General features: G+C 61.4%; 23 protein-coding genes and 2 pseudogenes. 14 read left to right on the forward strand and 11 right to left on the reverse strand.

Annotated features, from left to right (window positions below; all coding sequences use genetic code 11):
• Nucleotides 1-156 precede the first annotated feature (156 nt).
• Complete coding sequence (locus tag ACZ50Z_RS01970) at nucleotides 157-1,107, forward strand: NADP-dependent oxidoreductase (RefSeq protein ID WP_464482036.1); 951 nt, start codon at nucleotides 157-159, stop codon at nucleotides 1,105-1,107.
• Nucleotides 1,108-1,138: 31 nt separating this feature from the next.
• Here the strand turns inward: ACZ50Z_RS01970 and ACZ50Z_RS01975 are convergent, their stop codons facing one another.
• Together ACZ50Z_RS01975 and ACZ50Z_RS01980 are read right to left on the reverse strand one after the other, a co-directional pair.
• Nucleotides 1,139-2,068 (reverse strand): LLM class F420-dependent oxidoreductase, encoded by a 930-nt coding sequence (locus tag ACZ50Z_RS01975; RefSeq protein ID WP_464482037.1) that lies wholly within the window; start codon nucleotides 2,066-2,068, stop codon nucleotides 1,139-1,141.
• A gap of 30 nt (nucleotides 2,069-2,098) precedes the next feature.
• Nucleotides 2,099-3,520, reverse strand: a complete 1,422-nt coding sequence (locus ACZ50Z_RS01980) for an amidohydrolase family protein (protein ID WP_464482038.1) — start codon at nucleotides 3,518-3,520, stop codon at nucleotides 2,099-2,101.
• Between the two features lie 295 nt (nucleotides 3,521-3,815).
• Between ACZ50Z_RS01980 and ACZ50Z_RS01985 the strand changes: the two genes are divergently transcribed.
• Both ACZ50Z_RS01985 and ACZ50Z_RS01990 read left to right on the forward strand, forming a co-directional pair.
• Complete coding sequence (locus tag ACZ50Z_RS01985; protein WP_464482039.1) at nucleotides 3,816-4,703, forward strand: fumarylacetoacetate hydrolase family protein; 888 nt, start codon at nucleotides 3,816-3,818, stop codon at nucleotides 4,701-4,703.
• Complete coding sequence (locus ACZ50Z_RS01990) at nucleotides 4,700-5,707, forward strand: amidohydrolase family protein (protein ID WP_464482040.1); 1,008 nt, start codon at nucleotides 4,700-4,702, stop codon at nucleotides 5,705-5,707. The genes ACZ50Z_RS01985 and ACZ50Z_RS01990 overlap by 4 nt, the downstream gene beginning before the upstream one ends.
• A gap of 492 nt (nucleotides 5,708-6,199) precedes the next feature.
• On the opposite strand, the gene ACZ50Z_RS01995 is transcribed toward ACZ50Z_RS01990, so the two are convergent.
• Nucleotides 6,200-6,910 (reverse strand): dienelactone hydrolase family protein, encoded by a 711-nt coding sequence (locus ACZ50Z_RS01995; RefSeq protein WP_464482041.1) that lies wholly within the window; start codon nucleotides 6,908-6,910, stop codon nucleotides 6,200-6,202.
• A gap of 429 nt (nucleotides 6,911-7,339) precedes the next feature.
• On the opposite strand from ACZ50Z_RS01995, the gene ACZ50Z_RS02000 reads away from it, so the two are divergent.
• From ACZ50Z_RS02000 to ACZ50Z_RS02035, 8 genes and pseudogenes are all read left to right on the forward strand, one after another.
• Complete coding sequence (locus tag ACZ50Z_RS02000) at nucleotides 7,340-7,489, forward strand: NAD(P)-binding protein (RefSeq protein WP_464486046.1); 150 nt, start codon at nucleotides 7,340-7,342, stop codon at nucleotides 7,487-7,489.
• 71 nt (nucleotides 7,490-7,560) lie between these two features.
• Nucleotides 7,561-7,716, forward strand: coding sequence for a hypothetical protein (locus ACZ50Z_RS02005; protein ID WP_464482042.1), 156 nt, complete (start codon nucleotides 7,561-7,563; stop codon nucleotides 7,714-7,716).
• Nucleotides 7,717-7,728: 12 nt separating this feature from the next.
• Entirely contained in the window at nucleotides 7,729-8,196 is a 468-nt protein-coding gene (locus ACZ50Z_RS02010) for an FAD-dependent oxidoreductase (RefSeq protein WP_464482043.1), read from the forward strand.
• A complete protein-coding gene (locus tag ACZ50Z_RS02015) occupies nucleotides 8,162-8,899 on the forward strand; it encodes a hypothetical protein (RefSeq protein WP_464482044.1) in 738 nt (245 codons plus the stop codon). Before ACZ50Z_RS02010 ends, ACZ50Z_RS02015 begins: the two co-directional genes overlap by 35 nt.
• Nucleotides 8,900-9,303: 404 nt before the next feature.
• On the forward strand, nucleotides 9,304-10,152 hold the full coding sequence (locus ACZ50Z_RS02020; protein WP_464482045.1) for an aldo/keto reductase: 849 nt from the start codon (nucleotides 9,304-9,306) through the stop codon (nucleotides 10,150-10,152).
• 36 nt (nucleotides 10,153-10,188) lie between these two features.
• On the forward strand, nucleotides 10,189-10,365 hold the full coding sequence (locus tag ACZ50Z_RS02025; RefSeq protein ID WP_464482046.1) for a hypothetical protein: 177 nt from the start codon (nucleotides 10,189-10,191) through the stop codon (nucleotides 10,363-10,365).
• Nucleotides 10,366-10,771: 406 nt separating this feature from the next.
• Nucleotides 10,772-11,779, forward strand: coding sequence for a LysR family transcriptional regulator (locus ACZ50Z_RS02030; protein WP_464482047.1), 1,008 nt, complete (start codon nucleotides 10,772-10,774; stop codon nucleotides 11,777-11,779).
• A 626-nt stretch (nucleotides 11,780-12,405) separates the two neighbouring features.
• Nucleotides 12,406-13,451 (forward strand): annotated as a pseudogene (locus ACZ50Z_RS02035) (DUF3500 domain-containing protein).
• A 168-nt stretch (nucleotides 13,452-13,619) separates the two neighbouring features.
• Here ACZ50Z_RS02035 and ACZ50Z_RS02040 read toward each other — a convergent pair.
• The 3 genes from ACZ50Z_RS02040 to ACZ50Z_RS02050 all read right to left on the reverse strand — a co-directional run bounded on the left by ACZ50Z_RS02040 (nucleotide 13,620) and on the right by ACZ50Z_RS02050 (nucleotide 15,725).
• Nucleotides 13,620-14,225: a TetR/AcrR family transcriptional regulator gene (locus ACZ50Z_RS02040; protein WP_464482048.1), complete on the reverse strand. Its 606-nt coding sequence runs from the start codon at nucleotides 14,223-14,225 to the stop codon at nucleotides 13,620-13,622.
• 172 nt (nucleotides 14,226-14,397) lie between these two features.
• The gene (locus tag ACZ50Z_RS02045) at nucleotides 14,398-14,658 is read right to left on the reverse strand and encodes an FAD-binding protein (RefSeq protein ID WP_464486047.1); all 261 of its coding nucleotides are present in this window, start codon (nucleotides 14,656-14,658) and stop codon (nucleotides 14,398-14,400) included.
• A gap of 593 nt (nucleotides 14,659-15,251) precedes the next feature.
• Nucleotides 15,252-15,725, reverse strand: coding sequence for an Lrp/AsnC family transcriptional regulator (locus ACZ50Z_RS02050; RefSeq protein WP_464482049.1), 474 nt, complete (start codon nucleotides 15,723-15,725; stop codon nucleotides 15,252-15,254).
• Nucleotides 15,726-15,898: 173 nt separating this feature from the next.
• Here ACZ50Z_RS02050 and ACZ50Z_RS02055 point away from each other — a divergent pair, with 173 nt between their 5' ends.
• From ACZ50Z_RS02055 to ACZ50Z_RS02065, 3 genes and pseudogenes are all read left to right on the forward strand, one after another.
• The gene (locus ACZ50Z_RS02055; RefSeq protein ID WP_464482050.1) at nucleotides 15,899-18,262 is read left to right on the forward strand and encodes a transketolase-like TK C-terminal-containing protein; all 2,364 of its coding nucleotides are present in this window, start codon (nucleotides 15,899-15,901) and stop codon (nucleotides 18,260-18,262) included.
• 3 nt (nucleotides 18,263-18,265) lie between these two features.
• Complete coding sequence (locus ACZ50Z_RS02060; RefSeq protein ID WP_464482051.1) at nucleotides 18,266-19,453, forward strand: 2-oxo acid dehydrogenase subunit E2; 1,188 nt, start codon at nucleotides 18,266-18,268, stop codon at nucleotides 19,451-19,453.
• A gap of 171 nt (nucleotides 19,454-19,624) precedes the next feature.
• Nucleotides 19,625-19,755 (forward strand): annotated as a pseudogene (locus tag ACZ50Z_RS02065) (S-(hydroxymethyl)mycothiol dehydrogenase); the annotation flags it as partial.
• A gap of 32 nt (nucleotides 19,756-19,787) precedes the next feature.
• On the opposite strand, the gene ACZ50Z_RS02070 reads toward ACZ50Z_RS02065, so the two are convergent.
• The 5 genes from ACZ50Z_RS02070 to ACZ50Z_RS02090 are packed head-to-tail and all read right to left on the reverse strand — an operon-like array spanning nucleotide 19,788 to nucleotide 25,514.
• Complete coding sequence (locus ACZ50Z_RS02070; protein ID WP_464482052.1) at nucleotides 19,788-20,792, reverse strand: carbohydrate kinase family protein; 1,005 nt, start codon at nucleotides 20,790-20,792, stop codon at nucleotides 19,788-19,790.
• Between the two features lie 14 nt (nucleotides 20,793-20,806).
• Entirely contained in the window at nucleotides 20,807-21,715 is a 909-nt protein-coding gene (purU, locus tag ACZ50Z_RS02075) for a formyltetrahydrofolate deformylase (protein ID WP_464482053.1), read from the reverse strand.
• A gap of 10 nt (nucleotides 21,716-21,725) precedes the next feature.
• Complete coding sequence (gene ahcY, locus ACZ50Z_RS02080) at nucleotides 21,726-23,198, reverse strand: adenosylhomocysteinase (RefSeq protein ID WP_464482054.1); 1,473 nt, start codon at nucleotides 23,196-23,198, stop codon at nucleotides 21,726-21,728.
• The gene (metK, locus tag ACZ50Z_RS02085) at nucleotides 23,195-24,442 is read right to left on the reverse strand and encodes a methionine adenosyltransferase (RefSeq protein WP_464482055.1); all 1,248 of its coding nucleotides are present in this window, start codon (nucleotides 24,440-24,442) and stop codon (nucleotides 23,195-23,197) included. The genes ahcY and metK overlap by 4 nt, the downstream gene beginning before the upstream one ends.
• Nucleotide 24,443: 1 nt before the next feature.
• On the reverse strand, nucleotides 24,444-25,514 hold the full coding sequence (locus ACZ50Z_RS02090; RefSeq protein WP_464482056.1) for a uroporphyrinogen decarboxylase/cobalamine-independent methonine synthase family protein: 1,071 nt from the start codon (nucleotides 25,512-25,514) through the stop codon (nucleotides 24,444-24,446).
• Nucleotide 25,515 lies beyond the last annotated feature (1 nt).

Raw genomic sequence — 25,515 nt, forward strand, 5'->3', positions numbered from 1 at the left:
GTCTAATATGTAGTCAAGGTGAGGAACCGATTGGTTCCGAATACTGATCCGGTGCTGATTTCACGTTTTCGGTAGGCGACCGGGATTAATTCGACACCGAGACCCATTAAAGAAATTGGCATCCGTCTCGAAATATATCTACACACAGGAGGAACCGTGAAGGCAGTGCGCTACTACCAATATGGCGACAGCGACGTACTCGTATACGAAGACGTCCCGCGTCCCACGCCCAGGCCGGGCCAGGTCTTGGTGCGAGTTGTCGGGACTTCGTTCAACCCCGTCGACTCAGCGATCAGGGCGGGTTTTTTGCAGCCGGTGTTCCCGCTCACCCTTCCCCATGTGCCGAATGTTGACCTTGCCGGCACGATCGTTGAACTCGGCGAGGGGGTTTCAGGCTGGAACACCGGCGACGCAGTAGTGGCATTCTTGCCGATGACCGAAGACGGGGCGGCCGCCGAATTCGTACTAGTCAGTGCCGATTTGCTGGTACACGCGCCGAACACCGTCGATTTGGTGGAAGCCGCCGCCCTGCCCTTGGTCGCACTGACCGCCTGGCAGGCGTTGTTCGATGAGGGAAAGCTACAGGCTGGACAGACCGTATTGATCAACGGTGCCGGGGGGTCGGTAGGCGGATATGCTGTGCAACTTGCCAAGGGAATCGAGGCGGTCGTCACTGCCACGGCGAGTCCGCGCAGCCGGGAACGCATTGCCGGTTACGGTGCCGACCGCATCGTCGATTACACCGATGGCCCGCTAACTACTCAGCTCGCTGGCGAGCGATTCGACCTGGTTTTGAACTTGGTTAGAGTCTCTGAAGGTGAAATTGCCGATCTGGTCGACCTGGTCGCCGATGGGGGCGTGCTCATCAGTGCGACCACTCCGCCCCCGGTGGATGCCGAACGCGGCGTGCGCACGGGGCGGGTGTTCTCCCGCAGCGATGCAGCGCGGCTGGCAGAGCTTGTGACCCGCGTCGATGACGGCCAGCTACATATCGACGTCGCAGAACGTAGCCCCCTGAAAGCCTTGCGCGATGTTCATGCACGGGCCGATGCAGGGCAGCTGACGGGCAAGGTTGTCGTCCTCGCTGCCGTTGACGATCCCGATTAAGGGATCGTCAACGACAGCAACGTGTTTAGGATCAGGCAGCCAGGAGTGGCCCGAGTGCCTCGCCGAGTGCGGTGAGGTGTCCCGGCTGGTAACGCTGGATGCTGGGGGATACATTGATGACCACACCGCCGACGCCCAAGTCGAGGATTTGCGATTTGATCTGGTCAGCGATCTTGCCGGCGCTGCCAACCATCACGCGCTGCTTCATCGCAGCAGGAATGGAGTCCTCGGTGAGGTTCTCGTCGACCACCGCAGTGAGCAGAGAGGTGGTCTCCAGAGTGGCAGGGTCACGACCGATCTCCTCGCAAAGGCGGCGCACGGCGCTTACCTTCGCGGGCAGCTCGTCGAAGCCGGCGAGGAGATTAAGATGGTCGAAGTGCCGCACGGCCAAAGGGATGGTCTTTTTCTCGCCGCTTCCGCCGATGAGTAGCGGAATGTGATCGCGGAACCGCGGATTGGCCACGGCCTCCCGGGTCCGGTAGTAGCGGCCCGAGAACGTCGCACGTTCGCCGTGCAGCATCGGCAGGATGATCTGCAACGCCTCATCAAGTTTGTTAAAACGCTCTGTGAAGCTACCGAATTCGAAGCCGAGGCTGTCATGTTCGAACTCGAACCAGCCGGTGCCGATGCCGAGCACTGCTCGGCCCTGGCTAACCACGTCCAGCGTCGTGATCGCCTTGGCCACCAGTGTGGGGTTACGGTACGAGTTCCCCGTGACGAGGGTGCCGAGCTGGACTCGCTGAGTGGCGGCGGCCAGGCCACCCAGTGCGGTGTAGGCCTCCAGCATCGGCAGGTCCGGACTTCCGAACATCGGCAGTTGATAGAAGTGATCCATCAAAAAGATGGAGTCAAAGCCGGCAGCTTCGGCTTCTTGCGCTTGCGCGATCACGGTGGGAAACAGGTCGGTGACCCCGGTGCTGTAGGAGAAGTTGGGAATTTGAAGTCCGAGTCTGATTGTCACAGCGGTGCTTTCCGGGGGGCCGCGGTCGCCTCAGCCGACGTTCTCTGCCTCGGCGAGATATACGGCGTTGTCCGGCGCGGGCGGGGCCCAGCCCGGCGTGATACCGCATCGCTGCAGCAGGGCCCGGGCGGCCTGACTAGCCGCAGTCTGCAGTTGTGCGATGTCGCTTCCGACGAGTTGCCCATCCTTCTTGACCTGTCGACCCGCGATGAAAACGTCCGAGACGACGGAGCGACCGGCGCTGTGCACGACCGTGGACACAGGATCGAGGACGGGCGTCATGGACACATGCGCGGTGTTGATCATTACGATATCGGCCTGCTTGCCGGGCGCAATACTGCCAATTCGATCCTCCTGGCCCAGCGCCCGAGCTCCTTCAATAGTCGCCATTCTCAATGCATCACGGGTGGTGAGTTTTAGCGTCCACGGGTTTTGGCCGGACGCCAGGGCTACGTCGTTGTCCTGGGCGCGGGGAATTGCCAGCGCAAACCGCATGGCGGTGAACTGGTCGCCGCCGACGGCAATGCAGGTATCGATCCCGATATTGGGCCACAGGCCGGCTGCGATCATGCGGCCGATCGGTGGCCAACCATGTCCCATGTTGCATTCGTCTTCGGGTGTCACCGACGCGGTGACACCGTGGTCGGCCATCAGCTTGATCTCTTCGTCGGTGAAGTAGTTGCAGTGGCCAAGGGTGAGATCGTCGCCGAGTAGATTGGCTTCATTGAGAATTGCGACCGCCGAGCGGCCGGGCATTACTCCTTGGCCGAGGTGCATGTTGATCCGGATACCCAGTTCACGGGCGACCGCGAAATCCTGCTGCACGACCTCGATAGGCGTGTGATCAGGGCCGCGGCCGGCCAGCCCGATAGTCAAGAGACTTGTATCGGAGGGGTATTTGTTGCGCAACCGTCGTACTTCGTCGACGTTGAGAGGCACACTCGTCATGAATGGCGGCCGCAGGCAGTCTTGAAGGTCGATGATGTTTGCGCCGCTGCCGAAGGAAGCGCGAATCGAGGCTGACTCAAGCCCGGCGATCAACGCATCGGTGTGTTCCGGCGACGTACTTTGTTGGCACCAGTCGAATACCGCCGTGACGCCAGAATCGATCGCATCAAGCGCACCCAGCCGGTTCGCGAGAAACACGTCTTCGGGTGTGAAGTTCGGGCCGAGGGTGCCGATGATCGCGGTCAGGTATTCCATCAACGACCAGTTTGACCCGAGACCTCGCATGAAGATTTGGTAAACGTGGCGGTGAGTGTCGATAAACCCAGGAATCACGATGTGGTTGGTGGCATCAACGACCTCGGCCGACCCCTCGGCTACGGCGAGATCCGTTCCTACCGCCGCGATCTGATCGCCTTCGATCAGAATGTCAGCGACCGTATCGGTCGCGCCTGGCTCCATTGTGATCACGGTGCCGCCACGAATAAGAGTGCGATCCTCTGTCATAACTCCACACTTTCTTGTCGCGCTAGAAGGTCATTTAGGTATGAGCGGGTCTCAGCCGAACCGATGAGGCGTACTACTCCGATGCCGACTCTATGGTGATACCGACTATATAGTCAATAATCCGACATTAGATTAAAGATCCTTGAGGCCCGGCGCGCTCTGCAGTGCCGGAAGACCACCATGGTGACTGTGATGGACCTGGTGACAGGAACGTGGGACCCGCTCCCGTTGAGCGCTTTCTAAAGGGTGTACTATTAAACACCTCTGTCAATTACGATCTGAGGAGCGCGTCTGTATGCGTATCGCCAACCACGACAACCGGGCGGCACTCGTCTTCGGCCCCAACGGTGACGAGACGGCCGTTGACATCGCCACCGCCTCGGACGGCAGATTCGGCCCTGAGTTGCAGGCAATCTACCAGGAGTGGGCCGAATTCAGTGCCTGGGCAGGGGTATTCGACAGCACCGTTGCCAACGGCAGCGGCGATCGCATCGATCGAACGAAGCTGGGTGCGCCCTCGCCAACCCCGCGTCAGGTGTTCGCTATCGGACTGAACTACGGGGACCATGCCCGCGAGTCCGGGATGGAGTCGCCGACCGACCTACCACCGGTGTTCGCGAAGTACGTCTCGAGCTTCGCGGGGCCAGAAACGACGGTTGTGATTCCGGCCGGGGGCGATGTGGATTGGGAAGTCGAAGTCGTCGTGGTCGTTGGGCGCGAAGCATGCAAGATCGACGAAGCCGCCGGGTGGTCCCACGTCGCGGGATTGACGGTAGGACAGGATATTTCCGAGCGGATTTCGCAAATGCGGGGACCAGTACCGCAGTTCGCATTAAGCAAGTCGTTTGCCGGATTCTCCCCGCAGGGGCCCTGGTTGGTGACGACGGATGAATTCGCTGATCCGGACGACCTAGAACTCGGCTGCTCCCTGAATGGCGAGGTGGTGCAGAGGGCCAGGACGAAGGAGCTCATTTTCCCAGTGCCTAGGCTCGTTGCGGCGTTGTCGCACATTGTCACCCTCTATCCGGGGGACGTCGTGTTCACAGGAACGCCGTCGGGTGTTGGTTTCGGGCGCAAGCCCCAGAGGTTCATCCAGCCCGGAGAGCGGCTGGACAGTTGGATTAATGGAATCGGCGAACTGCACCAGACCTTCGTCGCCCACTCAACGGAAGGACTCGCATGAAAATCGACGCGTATGCGCACATCGCGACGCCTCGCTACGGTGAGCAGGTCTTGCGCAGCTTGCGTACGAATCCGGCGGATCCAGCCGCGGCCGGGTTTGTCCAGGCCGTTTGGTCGCCGGAGGTAATACCGATTATGTTCCCCGGGGACGCACGTTGGCGTCATATGGACTCGCTGGGCGAGGACTACCGTCAGGTGCTGATCATGATCTGGCCGCCGGTCGAGGATGTTGCCGATGCGCAGGCCAGTGGCCAGCTGTGCCGGCTGGCGAACGAAGAGCTGGCGGCTCTGGTCGCCGCGCACCCGGACAGGTTCGTCGGCTTCGCAGCCCAGGTGTCGCTGAACAACGTCGACCACGCGGTACGCGAGGCTCATTACGCCGTGCGTGAACTCGGTGCGGTGGGCATCCAGCTGTTCACGAATGTTCACGGACGCCCGCTGGATGATCCCGAGTTCGCGCCGATCTTCGCGGCGATGGCCGAGCTCGACCGGGCGATATGGTTGCATCCCGCGCGGCGGATGCGCGTTGCCGATTTCGCCGGTGAGAATGTGTCGCGATACTTCTTGTGGCAATCAATCGGCTGGCCGTATGAGACCAGTCAAGCCATGGTACGTCTCGCGTTCTCCGGGCTCTTTGAGCGTCACCCGCGGCTGCGGATCATCACACACCAGGGCGGCGTAATCCCGTATCTGGCCGGTCGCGTCGGCAATCTCGCCCCGGGAACATTTCCTGAGTACCAAACGGTTGCGTCGATGCCGAACCCCCCGCTGGACTACCTGCGCCGCTTTTTCTCCGACACTTTTCATTCGGGCAACCCGATCGGCCTGCGCGCGTGTATCGACTTCTTCGGAGTCGACCAGACCCTGTTCGGTACCGACTATGGTATGCCGCAGAACGCCGAACGGACGTTCGCAGATGTCGAAGCGCTTGACCTGTCCGAGCAGGACCGGCGCCAGATCTTCGAGGGCAACGCTCGCCGTCTCCTAGCGTTAGTCAACGTCTAAGCGTACTGACCATAGATGTAGATCTCCGGGGTTTTGGCATCCACAGTTCTTGATGTCCCACCGTAGGTAACCGATTGTCAGGATTCGGCCGGGCCCAAATCCGCGCTCGGTGTCATACATACATCAGGACGGTTGACTGATACGGCGAGCTGCCAAAGCTTTCCGGGTGGCCCCGAAGACACGGCTAGACAAGATCCCCGATAGCGGTGGTTGGCCCATCCACGGCCACCGCGTTGGCGACAAAATTAAATCTTCCGCCCATGCCTCCGCCTCTTCACGACCGCTGGCAGCTCGCATACACCGAATTGCCCGCGCAGCCTTTGTAATGCGCACAAGGCTACTGCGCTTACTTCGGTCTCACCGTCACAGCTGCGGTGATATGTCCAGAATCACCACCCCGGCGCCGAGTGCCGCCAGCGCGATGCCGGGGGCCCACACCGCAATGGGCGTGGCCAGGTGTACCTGACCGGCCAGTACCGCCGGAGGCTCGTCCTAGTGAACGTCTGATGACTCGCGCAGGTCACGCAGGACGTCGAAGGTTGCATCCCAGCATGCCTCGGCGGCAGTCTGTTGATACCACGGACCCGGCAGCATGAAACCGTGAGCGGCGCTCGGATGGATGTCGATCCGGGCTCGTACGCCGTGGCGCTCGGCCTGATCGCGGACGGCCTCCCAATTCTCCGGTGGCACAATGTCATCGGTGGCACCGAAGCCAAAGTAGATTTCACCGGAGATCCGTGCGACGTCGAAGTGCGGAGAGTCGCTATTGCCTTCCAAGTAGAGGTGTGAGGGGTGCAACGCCGAACCGGCCATGATTCGGTCGGGATACGCAGCCATTGATCGCACCACGAAGCGCCCGCCCATGCAGAATCCCATTATGCCGACTGGCCGGCCGTCGAGGGTGTCGAGGATCGCCCCGACGTCAGAAACGACCATCTGGTCGGTGAGTTTGTTCAGCGTCTCGACCATCCGGTCCAGTTGGGTGACGGGGTTGTAGGTCAGGTTCTGGCCCCAGCGGTAGAAGAGATCGGGAACCAGTGCGCAGTAGCCGTTTTCGGCGAGCCTGTGGGCGACACGCAGGATCTCTTCATTTCTACCGTGTGCGGCCATCAGGACGATCACCGCCGGATCCTCCTGGTCGCCGATTCGGAGCGTGGACATGGTCCCGTCTGGGGTAGCGACGTTAACCTCGGTCTCGGGCATCGTCTGGGTAACCTTCCTTGCCTGTTTCGTATCAATCGCGGATGGGCCGGTCTGTCATGTGGGGGCCGCCGCCATCGGAGTTGTCAGGCATTCGGCGTCGCGGCGGAAGCCACGAGCGATCCCTTAAACCGTGTGAGAGCACAGCCCCTCCCTGGAGCATACACAGCTGCTATACTAATACGACGAATAATTGACAATTCAGTAAGAGAGCTTCCCCGCTGTGCTCTCGACGGCAGCCGGTGATCGTGCCAGCGCCAGCGACAAGCTGGCGGATTCCATCTCCTCTGAAGTTACGACGATGTCAGGACGGTGCCCCTGCGAGCAATAGCGACTGTCGGCGCCCGGAAACGTTAATCGACTACGTCCGATCGTCAAGCAGCCACGATCCGCAACAAAAGGAGAAAGGTGTCAGTAGACTACGACTCGGTCGTGATCGGAGCTGGTCACAACGGCTTGACTCGCGCGGCGTATCTGGCGAAGTCGGGATTGAAGGTGCTGGTCCTGGAGGCCCGGGACACGGTCGGAGGGATGACTAGCACCGAGGAGATCACTCAGCCGGGTTTCTGGTCAGATGCTTAGCCCTCTGTTTCGAGGCAGCGAACTTCTCTCCAGCGCTCAACGAGCTAGCACTCGACCAACACGGTCTGGAGTTGCTCTATCCCGATCCAGGGCTGTCCCACGTCTTCCCCGATAGCCGGGCGGTGTCCATCCGTCGTGACGTCGAGAACACCGCGCTCGGGCTGGGGCACCACTCCGCCAGCGACGCGGAGACTTGGCTTGCGCTTTATCAGATGTTCGTGGCTTAGGAAGAGTTGATCGTGGCGGCCATCAACAATCCTCCCCTCGCCCCGGGCGCCGGGACAGTGCCCGGGGCGCATCAGTTCCGATTTGAGGCCCAAAGCTATCGGTCGTGGAGCAGCGAATGTTTCGCCTCGGAAGCGGGGCGGATGCTGATGAGCGGATGGCCTGCCCATGTGGGCGCGTCACCCGATGACGCCGGAAGCGGTGCGATGGCGTGGTTGCTTTCGATGATGGTGCAGCGCCGCGGCAACAACGTCGTCAAGGGCGGGATGCGGCGTTTCACCGGGGCGCTTACCGCGGTCATCGAGGAGCACGGTGGCGAGATCCGCACAAGTACGCCGGTGCGTCAGATCGAGGTGGAGCACGGACAGGCTATCGCCGCCAAACTCGCGGGCGGCGATAGCGTGAGTTTTCCGCCTGCGTGCGTCGAGTGTGCATCCGCGCCAACTGGTGCTCGGCCTACTCGGCGAAGGCGTCGTCGATGAGACGATCATCCGCAAAATGCGCCAGTACGAAATGAGCGCCTCCGTGATGACGATCTATCTGGCGTTGGATTCGCCGGTGCACTATAGGGCTGGGGAGGACATTGGCAGCTCGGTATATGTGCATCCGAGCCCGACTACGGTGGACTACTACGCTCGCCTGACCCAGCAGGTGTGCGCCGAGCTGCTGCCCGACGAGCCATTCGCACTGGTATGCAACGAGAGCGCTGCCGACCCCAGCTGCGTACCTCAGGGATGCGCTCTGATGAAGCTACTGGTTCAGCCGCTGCCGCACCAAATCCGCGGAGACGCGGGGGGCAGCATACGCGTGAGCGATTGGGACGAGGCGAAGAACCCGTTGACGGACCGAGTCATCGAACTGCTTACCCGCGCCTACATCCCGGACCTGGCGGGCAGGATCCTTCAACGGATCGTCCACAGCCCTGTCGACCTTGGGCACATCCTCCCATCCGCCGTACAGGGCACCTCCACCCACGCCGCCGTGGTTCCTTATCAGTGGGATGCGCCCGATAGCGGAACTCGGGCAGTACTTTCCACCTATAGACAACCTCTTTCTCTGTGGATCAAGAAGCCATCCGGGCCCAGGCGTATCGCTGGCTGCCGGCCGCAACGCGGCTACGGCGATCCTCAATGCCATTGGCGCAACGTGATAATCGGTGCGGCCGGGGCGACTGCGCTCAGGTAACCCAGAACTCCTCCACCAATCAACGCAACGCACCGCCGCCGCGCCGGTTACCGTCTGGTCGGCGGAACGACAACAGCCTGGCCGCCCGCAAGCATACGTAACCGCTAATACGTGGAAGATGAATGATTGCTGTGCCAGTAGGTGATCCTCTGGCGTGTGCATGCCGGCAAGTGTGGCGGCGGCGTCCCGTCACTCGCGGGGATGCGTGAAAGGGTGGGTGAAAGACTGTGCACGCGATCACAGGCGCACAGGAGAGGGGTTGAGCCGGCTTGAGCTGGTCAAGCTGAAGTGAAGCACGAACGGAGATCGCGATCCGGTAGACGCCCACCGCTGATAAACTCATACGGCAGATAGTTAACGAGGACGTTGGCATCACTGGGCAGCCCGTCGAGGAAAGGAGAGCCGTGTCCGACGAATTGTGTCTCGGCAGCGATTTGACGATCAACCGGACAGGGTTTGGTGCGATGCGTCTGCCCACAGCGACTACTCTCGGCCCCCCCCGAGATCCCAAGACGGGCATCGCTGTATTGCGTCGTGCGCTGGAACTTGGCGTCAACCACATTGACACGGCGGATTTTTACCGCAGCGGCGACGGTTCGGTGCGCGCCAACGAACTGATCAGGAGGGCGCTCCACCCTTATCCGCCCGGCTTGGTAATCGCAACCAAGGTGGGTCCGATCTTCGCTCCTGAGGGCCCCCGGCAGGGCTCCGCGAAGGACATTCGCCCGCAGGTGGAGGGCAACTTGCAAGCATTGGGCGTCGATTGTCTCGACGTGGTCTACTTGCGTATCGGAATGATGGAGGTGCCGCACGGCGAATCGCTGGCCGACCGTTTCAAGGTGCTCGCCGCGATGCGTGAGGAGGGATTGATCCGTCATTTAGGGCTGAGCAACATCGACACCGCCCACCTTGCTGAAGCTTGTGATATTGCGCCAGTAGTCCTTGTACAAAACAACTTTCACATCACCAATCGCGGTGAGAGGACTGTCCTGGAGAAGTGCGCAGAGCTTGGCATCGGTTTTGCGCCTTTTTATCCTCTGGGCGGCGGCCGAACCGACATCAATGACGCGGCTTTGGCGAAGATTGCGAAGCAGCGCGGCGCCACGGTCTCTCAAATCGCACTTGCGTGGCTTTTGGCCCTGTCGCCCGTGACGGTGGCTATCCCCGGCACGGGATCGCTCGCGCACCTCGAGGAAAACATTGCCGCGCGATCTTTCACGTTGACTCCTGAAGAGTTGCGCGAGCTCAGTTGAGCCGACTGCCGAGGTGCGGCGAAAGGAGTGCTTCCCATGCTGTTAGCCATCATGATGGGGATCACCGCGTGGTTTGCTAGGCTCCGATGGCGGCGGCGTTCTGTCACCCGTTCGTCGGGCAGCGTCTGTTTGCGCGTGAATCGAGCAATGCTGCTGTTCGCCGGTGTTGCCGGTGGCATCGCGGTCGCGGTGTGGTTTGTCCACGCCTTCTGATCTCAGCGGCGCCGCACCCTGACTCGCGGGTCTTGACGCCGATGCGGTCAGACCCGTCGGCACCACCCGGTGGGACGGGGTGGGGCCACAACTGGACTGAGGCGCTCACAAAACCTCAACGATGCAGACGAATAGTGAACAAGAACGTAGACTGGGTCGATTCTCGTTCATCGTTGACACAGGATTGACTCATGATCCACGCATGTGACCGCGATCTGACCATCCGATCTCGGCGCCGGTCTCAGATGCCTGTGGGTGCCGGACCACCGGCGCCGTCGGGTTCGTGGCGCGGAGGTGTGCGGGTATCGTCGTCGCGATGGTCGCTGAGATGCGACCAATCGGCTCTTCTCGGTGACGTGCTGACGTGGTGTCGATATTTGACGCTGCAGCCGAAGAAGCTTCGGCCGTGAGCGTGTCATGGGACCTTCGTCATCTTGAGTGCTTCTTGGCCGTTGCCGAGGAACGGCACTTCCGCAAGGCCGCCGAGCGGTTGCATCTGAGCCCGGCCAGCGTCAGTGAGGCCGTCGCCGGGCTCGAGCGACGCCTCGGCGGCCGCCTCTTCGATCGCTCGACTCGACGTGTGCGCCTCACCCAGTACGGAGCAAGGTTTTTGGATGACGTCTGGCAGCCCTATCAGCAGCTGCGCCTAGCGCACGAGTCCGCGCGCGCCCGCAGTAAGGACCGTACAGGCATTACCATCGCCTACACCCCTGAGCTGGGGCGCCTGTTCCTTCCGTCCGTGCTCGCCCATGCTTCGCGTGGCGCTGACCACATGGCCGCCGCCATCCGACCGCTGTTGATGCACACTGCGGAGCAAATCCGCGAGATCGAAGACGGCTCAGTCGACATCGGGCTGTGCTGGTCCGCTGCTGTGCGGCAACCATTGACGGCGGTTTCGCTATGCAAGGTCCCGGTCGTGGCGGTGCTGCGCGAGAATGACCCACTGGCGATGAGTTCGGAAATTCCCCTGGCTGAGCTCCGCAACCGGTGCGTGTTGGCCACTCCCGGACACGACAACCCTTTCGTGGCAAACCACCGCCGCGTCAGCTTCACTCAGGCCGGTGTTGTCACGCCCATCGTCGACGAGGTCTGCAGGTACGACGAGCTGGCAGTCCAGGTAGCGGCGGGGGATCGGGTCGGTCTGCACCCGGCTACCCTCGCTTTGACCAACGATATCCCCGGAATCGCCTTTCGCCGCGTCGTCGATCCCAGCCTGTACGAGACGGTCTGTGCGCTTACGCGCGCACCGACGGCACATCCCGATGCCGATTCGGTGTTGGCGACCCTCGCCGCCACGGCCGAAGAATTCACCGATGATCGGCTTCACCCGCTGCTCATCCCGGGCGCGGTTGCCTCGACGCCGCCGATCAGCCAGCGTGGCATCCGCCATCGCGCGGAGTCGGATTCGACCTAATCGTGGTGTGCCTCTGAGTATTCCGCGAGGCCGTGCCGAACGCATCGGCATGTCATCGCTGCAACATGATCGAGCCACTAATGACACCGTAAGAATCCTCACCAGGTGAATTGTCCGGCACTCCCAGGCGGCAGGATAAACCGCATGCCCGACTCTCAGCGGTCGCCGTCGTCACCGCCGAACGACGAGGAATTGTATGGATAGTGCGAACAGTGCAGTCGGAAGTCGCGCGTTGATTGCCTCAGACCCCCAGTGCAGCATAACTGTTGGGACGTCACAGGATCCCCGCGCGGACATAGCAACGTTGGACCCGAGGTTGTCATGAAAGAATGCGTGGTTCAGCCGGCCGGGCCCCGCAGCGTGCCCGGCAGGCAATACTGGCCGGGCAACCGCATTGTGGGCTCCCCGGCCGCTGGCCATTTACAGCCCGGATCAGCGTCGCCGACGACGGGCACTCGCCAACGCCTTCGGTCATTCCCACGATCGTCGGCGACATCACCGATGTGTTCGAACGTCCCGGCGGACGATGGCTCCGATCGCGTCATATCAACCCGCATTCCATCTGGGGTGCAATCGTTTTCGCCATTTCAACCCAACAACGGGCTCATCAACCAAGCAAGGTCCAAATGATCCGTCAACCGTTTCGCATTCCACCACCCCGCGCACGGGGAGCATTGCCGATCGTGGACGGGATCTTGTACGCAGACCTGTTACCCGAGCAGGCTCGGTACGAACTCTCGGCCGCTCTGCGACACTACCTAGACCCCTATGTCGGCGTCACTACCGACGGCAACGTGACACGAGGTCTGTACACCTTGAAAGACACGGGGATCTCTGCGCGCAAATCCGTCGACGCCGCACGCGGATACCTGGACTCACTGGAGCCGTACCAGCGGCAAGTGGGATGCCTCCCAATGGATTCCCCGGATTGGCGACTGTGGACCAACGCGTTGCCGGTGTGGGTGCCGAAAGGCATGCGCCTTGACCGCTTAACTCAAACCCAACGCGAGAATGCACTCGCAGTGGTGGAGGCCGGCCTGAGCCCCGAGGGGTTTTTCACCATCCGCAATGCCATGAAACTCAACTTCGCCCTCGGCGAATACATCGACGACTACCGCGACACCCTCGGCGAATATACCTATTACTTCACCGTTTTCGGTGATCCGAGCTCGGGGGACCCCTGGGGTTGGCAGCTGATGGGTCACCACGTCGATGTTCACTGCGTCTTTATCGACACACAGGTCGTCCTGGCCCCGGTCTTCCTCGGCGCCGAATTGGCCTTCGCGCCCTGTGGCCGATATGCGGGTCTGAGAGCCTTCGGCGAGGAAACCGATCGAGGCCTCGCTCTGCGCCGAGCACTATTACCCGAGCAGGAGGAGAGGTCTATCTCGGTCGCTTGCCAGCCGGTCATGCCGCGAAAAAGCTCGACCAAGTCGCCGATCATTTTGCCGCGACACGATTCGTCTGGCGCGGCCGGCATGACGAAACCAGCGCGTTCTACTACCGGGTGCACTCGCCGGTCTTGCTGATCGAGTACGATAACCATCCGGGCGTTCTGCTCGCCAACGAAGAACCGGAGCGATCCCACGTCCACACGATCATGCGTGAACCGAACGGCAACGACTACGGGATGAGCCTGCTGGCTCAGCACTATGCGCAGCACCATTCCTGAGCAAAATGCGGCAGCGCGAGGCATCGCAGCATCGGCCTCCGCGGGCTTGCGGCCGGGTGGGTCTCTACAACGTTGGTGACTTGGTCGTTCGGGCTCGATGGTAAGCGGTGGTAGATTTTGGCGGTCACCAACTGGCATTCCGGGTGAATTCTCAAACAGCACAGGCAATTACGTCCTGTTAAACGGTCCTCGGGCGAGGCTGGGGATGATCATACTGTCCACCAGTAGTTGGACGGTCCCCCGGGTAGGCGCTCGGCTCGACAGGATCGATCGGAAGATGAGGTAGCCGGGCAGCACGTCCCAGAGGTCTTCGGTGATGGCGGCGGCATCGACCTCGCCGCGGGCGACGGCCTGGCTGAGGACGTGGTCGATGACGGATTTTCGTGGGTCGAGGAATTCGCGCTGCATCACTTTGTAGAGGGTGTGGTTGCGCGACATCTCGAACAGCACGGCGCGGATAGTGCCGGCATGGGCACGTACCTGATCGCAAACCACCTCTCCGATGTGCAGTAAATCGCCACGCAGCGTGCCGGTCTCAGGCACGGTAGCGACCTGTCGGGTACCTTCGATGAAGGCGGCCAACACCAACTCGGCCTTCGTCGGCCAGCAGCGATATATTGTCGTCTTGCTGGCTCGCGCGGTGGCGGCCACCGCGTCCAACGTCAAGCCGTCGTAGCCATGTTGCTGCAACAGCCGCAACGTCACCGCGAGTAACTCGGCCTGGCGCGGCGACCAAGGCTGGGAGTCCGCAGTGTCGTTGAGGACCAGGGCCATCGCACAATAGTATCTACATGTTTGATGTTTCTTCGACTGGCATGTCAGAATGGTCGATGGTCGGCGTTCGGTCACGAAATTGCGTTGGACGAGCCGACTCTTGGAGCACCGACCACCGCACGTGTCATCTCGGTATGGCGGTAGACGATCGTTCGGTCGCGGCAGCTGTGGCTCACATGGAGGTTGCCAAGTACTTGCCTGCACTGTACCCAGTGACCATCGCAGGACCGATGGTGCCGCCACCACCTGGGTAGGTTCCGCCCATAATGCTGGCGCTGGTATTGTCGGCGGCGTACAGGCGCAGCATTACTTGACCGTCGTTGTCGAGTACACGTGAGTGCTCGCCGATAAGCAGGCCGCAGCAAGTTCCGATGTCGCCGGCGAGAGCGTCTGGTAATAGGTCGCGGTAATTGACCTGCGGACTCGAGGGAATTCACGATGGCACTGCACCAACTTTCGTCGGTTACGATCGGCGTACCCGATCCGACAGCGACCCGAGACTACTACCCTGACTTCGGCATCACGGTATCGGCAGGGGGCTGGGTGGCTACCTGTGACGGTGGGAACCAACTCTGCGTGGTCGAAGCGCCTAGTACTACAGCCGTAGATCAATTTCGCTCGTTGATCAGACCGTGCGACGGACGGTTCCAATGGTTATGTGGGTCAGCGACAATCTTCGGGCGCCCTGGGCCTGGTCCCGTTCTTGGGCACTGCCGAACTCGGGTTCCACCACTCCCTGCCCTCGCCGCCACGCGGAGCGTTGGGGGAGGACCAGATACATATAGCGAGTTAACTCCCGCAGCCCGGTGTCTCGTATGACTTAAGTCCTGGCCCACCACCGTAGAAGTAAGGCAGAGTCACTTCAGATCAGCCCAGCCACCGCTGCAGGGAGACCCGCGGCCGGAGGCGGAGGTGGTGGTCAGGGTCAAGTTCGTCGCAACGCTTTTCCGCTACCCCGGCGTATCCGCCAGTGTGATGGCGAATGCTTGAACGCGCTTGGCCGTAGTCTGAGGGCCTAACGTGCCACTAACCCTCAACTCCGAGAAGCGGTGTGATGCGGTAATCGACGAGCGTACGCATCACCAACGCGGTGGTTGTTCGGTCGATCCCATCGATCTCCAGTACTTGACCGGCGATTCGGTAGAGATCATCAGCGTCTCGAGCGGCAGTCTGGATGAGCAGATCGACTGCGCCGCTGATGCCCTGCACCTCCAAGATCTCCGGAATCGCGGCCAGATCAGCGGCGATCGAGGTGAGTTTGCGCTGCGTTACGGTCGCGAACAGAAATGCGCGCAGCGGGAAGCCGAGGGTTGCTGGGTCAATGCACCTTTGGAACGAGTCCAGGGCATCGTGATCTTCCAACCGGTTCAATCGCGCCTGAACTGTGTTGCGTGACAGCCCTGTTCGGTGCGCCAGTGCGACGGCGCTGCCACGGGGTTCGGAGATGAGTGCGCTGAAGATGCTGACATCGATTCCATCTGCGCGAAAGCTCCGTGCCATATCATTCCCTTCATCTCCCGCCAGGCCGCCGCAAGCTTGTCGTTTCGACAACCGGCAGGCCCATCTAAATCGGCGCTGATTGGCATTCTGCCCATATATCGGCGACCTCGTTGCGCTTATCCGAGCACTGAGTGAAAACTAGCACGCGATCTGCGCACCTGAGGAGTATGTTGATGACCACGGTCACGGAGTCTGATCGCAGCCCGACCACTGCTGCGGATGTTGCGGCATTGACGGAGATCGAGCGGCGCACGTTATGGCTGTCCACCGCGATCATTCACTACGCGAACCGCGTCCGGCCGAATGAATCGGGGCTGAAGGTCGGCGGCCATCAGGCGTCGTGCGCGTCGATGGTGTCGATCATGACCGCGCTGTGGTTCACCGCGTTGCGGTCCGAGGATCGAGTGTCAGTCAAGCCGCACGCGTCACCGGTGTTGCATGCGATCAATTACATATTGGGCGAACTCGATGAGTCCTACTTGACCGCATTGCGGCAGTTCGGTGGTTTGCAGTCGTATCCGAGTCGGTCCAAGGATCCTGATCCAGTCGACTACTCCACCGGGTCGGTGGGTATTGGTGCCACTGCGCCCATGTGGGGGGCAATCTCGCGCCGTTACATCAATGCCACACTGGGCGCCGACGCGGGCAGTGGTAGACAATATTCGTTGGTTGGCGACGCAGAACTCGACGAGGGCGCGGTGTGGGAAGCTATCGTCGACCCAGGCACCGCCGATCTGGGTGAGATCGTGTGGATCGTCGACTTGAACAGGCAGTCACTTGACCGAGTGGTGCCGAATATCGCCGTGGGCCGGCTGGAGTCGATGTTCGAGGCCGCAGGCTGGCAAGTGATCACTGTGAAGTTCGGCAAACTGCTCGAGTCGTTGTTCGCTCGGCCAGGCGGTGACGCGCTGCGTACTCGCATCCTTGAGATGCCGAACGCGGAATATCAACGGCTGCTGCGGTGCAACGCCTCCGAGGTGCGTGACCGGTTGCCTGGATCCGGCCCTGATAGCGCGAAGATCGTCGACCTGATTGCAGATCTGGATGATTCGATCTTACTGGCCGCCGTCCGCAATCTCGGCGGCCACGACATGCAGGCCCTCATTGACGCCTACGGCCTGATCGATGACTCCCGGCCCACCGTGATCATCGCCTACACGATCAAGGGGTGGAGCCTGCCCATCGAAGGTCATCCGCAGAACCATTCGTCGCTTCTGACCGTCGAACAGTACGAGTTGCTCGCGCAACAACTGGGCATGGATCCCCAACGGCCGTGGGATCGGTTCGATATCGGAACCCCTGCGGGGCGGTATTGCTCAGCCACCGCCGAGAGGTTGCGCCGGCAACCGGTCTCTCCGGCATCACCGCCCGCTGTGCCAATGGATTTCGGGCGGAGTCCTAAGGGGACAGCCACGACGCAGGCGGCCCTCGGAAGGGTGTTGCTGGATCTGACTCGTACGGCTCCGGAGGCGGCACAGCGAGTCGTCACGGTAAGCCCCGACGTCAGCTCGACCACAAACCTAGCGGGTTGGATCAACAAGGTGGGCGTTTGGTCGCCGGCAGAACGGCATGACTGGTTCGCCGATGACGCCGAAACCATCATGCACTGGCGGGAGCGGCCTTCCGGTCAGCACCTCGAACTCGGTATCGCGGAAACCAATCTCGTCGGGTTGATTGGCGAGTTGGGTGCGACCTGGAGTCGATGGGGGGCGCCGCTATTTCCAATCGGCGTGCTGTACGACCCGTTCGTAGAGCGTGCGCTGGAACCGTGGACATATGGCATTTACGCGGGCGGACAGTCGATTCTGATCGGGACGCCGTCAGGAGTGACCCTCGCTGCAGAAGGTGGTGCGCACCAATCCATTACGACACCCTCCGTGGGTATCGAGACCCCGTCATTGATCGCGTATGAACCGGCGTTTGCCATCGATGTGGAATGGACGCTGCTGGCCAGCATGGCCCGGCTCGGCCGGCCTAATGGCACTTCCGCTTACTTGCGGTTGTCCACCCGGCCGGTTGATCAGCAATTAGCCGACGTCCCTGCTGATCCGGCCGCGCGGGAACGTCGCCGCAAGCAGGTTGTGGCGGGGGGATATCCGATCGTTCGCCGTGATGGCGCGGTAGTCACCATTGTCGCAATGGGCGCAGTCATGACCGAAGCGCTCGCAGCCGCCGAGCGACTCCGCTCGGCCGGCATCGCGTCCGACGTAGTCTGTATCACCAGTCCGGGATTGCTCTTCGAGGCGATGCAGGCGCGCCAAGGCCGGGGGACGGCGGACAGCTGGATCCTTGATCAGCTGTTTCCCGCAAACCGTGCCACGCCGATCGTGACCGTGCTGGATGGACACCCGCATACGTTGGCGTTCCTGGCGGGGGTCAATCGTGTGCACCACATTGCGCTGGGTGTCAGTCGTTACGGTCAGGTTGGTTCGCTCGACGAAGTCTACCGCTACCACGGACTCGACACCGACAGTATTGTCGCCGCGGCTCTCGATGTCATCGGCGCGGCCGGCGAAACCATAACCAAGGAAGCATGATTCATGACAGCAACTAACGCGACCGAGATAAGCGTGCCGCTTCCTGAGCTCGGCGAGAGCGTTGCCGAAGCGACTGTCACACGATGGCTGAAACAACCCGGTGACGAAATCGCGGTGGACGAGCCGATCGTTGAAGTTGCCACGGACAAAGTGGACACCGAAGTCGTCTCACCTGCGGCCGGGACATTGCTGCGCATCCTCGCTGACGAGGACGGCGTCGTCGCCGTCGGCGAGCCTTTGGCTGTCATCGGACAACGCAATGCGGCGGATCCGGTGACGACGCCTGTTCCCGTCGAGGATCGATCGGATCGGCGGGAACAGGCGGACCAAGCGCAGCCGACGGAGGTGGACAGTCCAGCAGTCGTCGAGCCGGAGCTGCCAGAGGCGGCCGATCCAGTGCCACCCGAGCCGTCATCGTCGCCCCCGGCGGACGTACCCGTCGTGATGGCAACCGCACCCAAGCTCGACCGCACCGCGGACCTCACGATCGAGAAGCTGCCCAAGATTCGGCAAACAATCGCGCGCCGCATGATGGATTCCCTTCATACTTCTGCCCAGCTGACCACCGTCGTAGAAGCTGACGTCTCCGCCATCGCGGCTGAACGAGTCCGGCGCAAGGACGAATTCCTGCAAGAAGCCGGGATTAAGTTGTCTTTCCTGCCATTCTTCGTCAAGGCCGCGGTCGATGCGCTAGCCCTTAACCGCGTTATCAACGCGTCGCTGAATGACGGCGCCACAGAGGTCACCTATCATCACGCCTGCCATCTCGGTATGGCGGTCGACAGTCCTAAAGGGTTGATGGTGCCCGTGATACGGCATGCTGAGAATCTCAGCGTCGGAGGGTTGGCCCGTGCCATTGCGGACCTGGCCGAGCGAGTCCGCAACGGCTTCATTGGTGCAGACGAGCTGTCTGGGGGCACCTTCACGATCACCAATACCGGCAGTCGCGGCGCCCTTTTCGATACACCGATCATCAACCAACCCCAGTCGGCCATTCTCGGTGTTGGGTCGGTCGTCGAACGGGTCGTGCCGATACGCGCGGAGAGCAGCATACAGTTTGGTGTGCGTTCGATGGCCTATCTATCGCTGAGTTACGACCATCGAATCGTCGATGGGGCGGACGCCGCGCGGTACCTGACTGCAGTAAAGGCCCGCCTCGAAACAGCCTTCATAGGCCCTGTATCGCTCTAGATAAGTCGAGCTAGAACTGTCCCGTCGCAGGAGAGCCTGTCTTTGACGGGAGTGGCAACAGAAATTGGTCCGGTAGCGGATGTTGTTGTGGCAGTGCAGGGATGTGTTGACCGCCGCGACGATTCCGTGGCCATCTGAAAATGCCACGACGAGATTACAGGTTGGTAATCCATGACCCAGACGGTGCGGGGTGTGATCTCACGGAAAAGGGCGAGCCGGTGGAAGTGACGGATATGGTCATCCCCCCGCCCAGTCCCGGGGAGGTCGTGGTTGGCGTCATCGCGTGCGGCATTTGCCGGTCGAGCCACAACCTCGCCATCGATGAACTTAACTCTCATACAGCGTGCGCCGTCCGCGATGCGCGCAGTACCGGCAGGATGCTGCCCGCTGCTGCTGCACCGTATGTCTCGGCGAGCCGGACGACGGCGTCATCGACATCGAGTTGCCATTCCTGTGTGCCTGAGGTCTCGAGCACGAGAGTTGCGATCAACGAGCCGAGTTGTGCGGCGTTTTCGTATTTCAGACCACCCGCCATCCCAGCAAGAAAACCACCGCGGAATGCGTCTCCGACTCCCGTGGGATCGACGATCTCGCGCGCGGGCACCGCTGGCACGCGGGTCTGGTCGCCGCTCGAGTCGACGACCAGACAACCGTTGCCCGACAGAGTCGTGATACGAAGACCAACACGGACGGCGATGTCGTTCTCAGTCCATTCGGTGATGCGGGTGAGTAGTTCCCATTCGTATTCGTTTGTGAACAAGTACTTGGCCCCGCCCACAAGCATCCGGGCGCGGTCTCGGTCCAGCATCGGCAATTGTTGCGATGGGTCGGCAGCGAACGGAATGTGCAGGCGACGAGCCTCCTCGGTGTGGATGCACATGGCGTCAGGGTCATTTGCGCCCACGATCACTAGATCAAGTTTGCGGGTCCTGGCCAACGATTCGAGTGAGATGCGGGACGCTTCGCTCATCGCCCCGGGATAGAAGGATGCCAGCTGGCACTGGTCGTCGTCGGTGGTGCAGGTAAACCGCGCGGTGCATTCGGTGTCGGAGACAAGCAGGTGAGAACAGTCGACCCCGCGGCCTTCCAACCAGGCCCGATAGTCGTCGAAGTCGGGACCGACGGCGCCGACAAGGATCGGTCGTTGGCCCAGGACGCCCAAGGCGAGGGCGACGTTGGCCGCCACTCCTCCCCGTCGGACCACGAGATCTTTGACGAGGAAGCTCAGCGACAACCGGTCGAGGTGCGTGTCGATGAAGTGCTCGGCGAACCTTCCGGGAAACCGCATAAGGTGGTCGGTTGCTATCGATCCGGTGACAACGATGGATCTGTCGGACATGAGTTAGGCCCTTTCTAGAAAACGATGGTGGTGCGGCCGTCGATGAGGATGCGGTCCTCGCAGTGCCAGCGAACGGCGCGCGCCAAAACGGTGCGCTCTATGTCGGCGCCGCGCCGGGTGAGTTCGGCAGCGGTGGCCCGGTGCGACACGCGGACAACGTCTTGCTCGATGATGGGTCCTTCATCGAGGTCCTCGGTGGCGTAGTGGGCAGTGGCGCCGATTAGCTTCACACCGCGCTCCTTTGCGCGCTCGTAGGGTCCTGCGCCGGCGAACGCGGGCAGGAACGAATGGTGGATGTTGATCACCGGAACGCCGATGAGATCCAGGAAGTCGGCCGACAGGATCTGCATGTACCGGGCTAGGACGACCAAATCCACTCGGCCGCGTAACAACTCCAACTGCTGCAGCTCGGCAGCACGTTTGGTTTCACGCGTTACCGGGATGTGCTCGAAAGCCACCCCGAATCCGGTCACGTCGGAGGCAAGGTCGGAATGGTTCGACACCACCTGCACGACCTCCATTGGCAGCTCACTACGGCGGGTCCGCCATAGTAGGTCGAGCAGGCAGTGGTCGTAGCGCGATACGAACACAGCTACACGGGTAGCGGCCGCAGCGTCTCGCAGTCGAAATGTCCCACCGAGCGAGGTGGCGATATCGGTTCCGAAATCGCGCTGCAAAGCGGTCAACTTGTCGGTCAGACCCGGTAGGTGGAATTCCACCCGCAGGAAAAAGCTGCCCCCGACTGGTCCGGTGGAGTATTGGTCAGATTGAATGATGTTGGCGCCGTGGCGATGAAGGAATGTGCTGACCTTGGCCACGATCCCGGGGCCGTCCGGACAGGACACGACTAGTCGGCCGATGTCGCGGTGGTATTCCTGGTGCCCCATGCTCTCGGCGTGGGGCACCTCGGTGGTGATCGACATGGGCTGGCCCTCAGTAGCGGTAGTGGTCGGCCTTGTAGGGGCCGTCGACGTCGACGCCGATGTATTCGGCCTGCTCCTTGGTGAGCTTGGTCAGCTCGCCGCCGAGGGCCTCCACGTGGATGCGGGCCACCTTCTCATCGAGATGCTTGGGCAGCCGGTAGACCTCGTTGTCGTACTCGTCGTTCTTGGTCCACAGCTCGATCTGGGCGATGACCTGGTTGGAGAAGCTGTTGCTCATCACGAACGAGGGGTGTCCGGTGGCGTTTCCCAGGTTCAGCAACCGGCCCTCGGAGAGCACGATGATGGACTTGCCGGTGTCGCCGAACGTCCACAGGTCGACCTGCGGGCGGATGTTGACCTTGGTGGCGCCGGACTTCTCGAGCCGGGCGACCTGGATCTCGTTGTCGAAGTGACCGATGTTGCCCAGGATGGCCTTGTCCTTCATGGCCTTCATGTGCTCGAGGGTGATGATGTCCTTGTTGCCGGTGGTCGTGATGATGATGTCGGCCTCGCCGATCACGTCCTCCACCCGCTTGACGTCGAAGCCCTCCATCAGCGCCTGCAGGGCGTTGATCGGGTCGATCTCGGTGACCGTCACCCGCGCGCCCTGGCCGGCCACCGATTCGGCGGAACCCTTACCGACGTCGCCGTAGCCGCAGACCAACACCTTCTTGCCGCCGATGAGCACATCGGTGCCGCGGTTGATGCCGTCGATCAGCGAGTGCCGGCAGCCGTACTTGTTGTCGAACTTGGACTTGGTGACCGAGTCGTTGACATTGATCGCCGGGAACGCGAGGTCGCCCGCGGCGGCGAACTGGTACAGGCGCAGCACGCCGGTGGTGGTCTCCTCGCTGACGCCCTTGATGGACTCGGAGATCTTGGTCCACTTGTTCTTATCGGTCTCGAAGCGCTCGCGCAGCAGGTTCAAAAACACCCGGTGCTCGGCCGAGTCGTCTTCCTCGTCGGGCGGCACCACGCCGGCCTTCTCATACTGCGCACCGCGCAACACCAGCATGGTGGCATCGCCGCCGTCGTCGAGGATCATGTTCGCAGGCTCGCCCGGCCAGGTCAGGGTCTGCTCGGCGGCCCACCAGTACTCCTCGAGCGTCTCGCCCTTCCACGCGAACACCGGCACGCCCTTGGGCTCCTCCGGGGTGCCGTGCGGACCGACGACCACCGCAGCCGCGGCGTGGTCCTGGGTGGAGAAGATATTGCACGACGCCCAGCGCACCTCGGCGCCCAGCGCGACGAGGGTCTCGATCAACACCGCGGTCTGCACCGTCATGTGCAGCGAACCCGAGACGCGCGCACCCTTGAGCGGCGCGACGTCGTGGTACTCACGACGCAGCGACATCAGGCCCGGCATCTCCTGCTCGGAGAGCTCGATGTCCCGGCGACCGTAGTCCGCCAACGACAGATCGGCGACCTTGAATTCGATGCCATTTCGAACGTCGGGGGTGAGTTTCTGCTCAATGGTTGTCATGCGTGATCTCCTTCAGGCCCCACAGTGGTGTCGGCCAGGCCGGCGGCTGCGCGCAGCGCGGCAGCACGATCAGTGTGTTCCCAGGGCAGGTCCACGTCGGTCCGTCCGAAGTGGCCATACGCGGCAGTGGGTTCGTAGATGGGCTGGTGAAGATTCAGGTAGGACCGGAGCGCGGCCGGGCGCAAATCGAAGTGCTCGCCGACCAGCTTCTCGATGAGATGGCGGTCCACATGCTCTGTTCCGAACGTGTCGATGAACAGTGACACTGGCCTAGCCACCCCAATCGCGTAAGCGACCTGTACCTCGGCGCGCTGCGCAAGCCCGGCTGCGACAACGTTTTTCGCGACATAGCGAGCGGCATACGCGGCTGACCGGTCCACTTTGGAGGGATCTTTTCCGGAGAAGGCACCGCCACCGTGACGGGCGAAGCCGCCATAGGTGTCAACGATGATCTTTCTACCAGTCAGGCCGGCGTCGCCGACCGGGCCGCCGATCACGAACCGGCCTGTTGGGTTGATCAACAGATCGGCATACAATTGCTTGGGGTCGTAGAACCCGGCGGGAAGCTCGGTGGAGATCACGTGTTCCCACAGATCCTCGCGAATTCGTTCGTTGGTGACGTCCTCTGCGTGCTGTGTGGAAATCAGCACGCGCTCAACCGCAAACGGAACCCCATCGACGTAGCGGACCGACACCTGCGTCTTACCGTCTGGCCGAAGGTACGGAAGCGTCAGGTCTTTGCGGACAGTTGCAAGTCGACGAGATAGACGGTGCGCCAAAGCTATTGGCATTGGCATATACTCTGGTGTTTCGTCGGTTGCATAGCCGAACATCATGCCCTGGTCACCGGCGCCAGCAAGGTCGAACTCGTCACCGGATGCGCCGCTGCGATTTTCGTGCGCTTGGTCGACGCCTTGTGCGATGTCGGGGGACTGCTTGTCGAGCGCAACGAGTACTGCGCAGTTGTGACCATCGAAACCGTAGTCGCCACTGTTGTAGCCGATCCGATTGACGGTGTCTCGCACAATCTGGGTGTAGTCGAGTGTCTCAGGGGTCGTAATTTCACCCGCCAGCACCACCATCCCGGTCGTTATGAGCGTTTCGCACGCCACGCGTGAGTACGGGTCGTTGATCAATGCAGCATCGAGCACCGCGTCCGAGATCGCGTCGGCGATCTTGTCGGGATGTCCTTCGGTGACTGATTCTGAGGTGAAAAGGAAGTCGTGCGGTTCTGATTGGGTCACTTCATGCTCCTTGTGCGACGGGATCGGGGGTCTCTGATGGTTCTGCGACCGTTACTGGGGACAGGCAGCTGCGGACCAGCGATGTGCCTTCGACCATGGCCGCCAGCTTTGCACGCGCGACCCTGGTAGATAGATTGCGCAGGCCGCAGTCAGGGTTGATCACAAGTTGTTCGGCGGACACGAGATCCAGCGCAGCGCGGATGCGGGTGGCTACCATTCGGGGAGTCTCGACCTGATGGGTTTTCACGTCGATGACGCCGAGCCCAATCTTGCGATCCCACCCAAACTTCTCGATTACGGGCAAGTCCGCATATCCCTTGCGTGCGAATTCAAGTACCAACTGGTCCACATTGGCATCCAGCACCGCCGGGAACAGAAAATCGTAGTGCCCCTCCCACAGCGGGCGCGCGTACCGGTTGCCATAGCACACATGCAATGCCCAATCCACGTTCACACCCGCTGTGACGACATTGATTGCCGCAATTGTGCTTTCGACTTCGTCGGGATAGCCAGCAAGGAACGGCTCATCGATTTGCAGAAGCTCTGCCCCGATTTCGGCCAATGCATGGGCAGCATCGTTGAGGCGGTGGGCCATCGCCATCACGAGCTCATGCTGATCAACGCCGGCCTGGTTGCGGATACGGCTGGCCAGGGAGAATGGTCCGGTGAACGAGAATTTGATAGGCTTGTGGCTCTGCGAAGCGGTGAACATGAAATCATCTGCGAGCCAAAGGAAGTCGGATCCTAATGCAGGGGGCAGCGGGTCGTTCAGGGCTACGTCGTAGTAGTCGAAGTAGAAGTCTTTGGCGCGCTGGTCGATATGCACACCGGGCAGCCTGGCAAGGAAGTAGTCGATGTCGTTGTCGCGTCGGAGTTCTCCGTCGGACACGATGTCGATGCCGGCCAGTTCCTGATCACGGAGCGCGGCTTTGATCGCCATTTCGTGTATGTCAACGAGCTGTGCTTGGCTTATCCGGCCGCGTAGATAATCAGTTTTCAGCCGTTCCATCCACTCAGGAACTGGGTATGAGCCGACGACCGTTGTGGGGAGAATCGGAAGACGTTGGTGCATA

This window comes from Mycobacterium sp. NTMscope_MAC_269 (assembly GCF_976985695.1).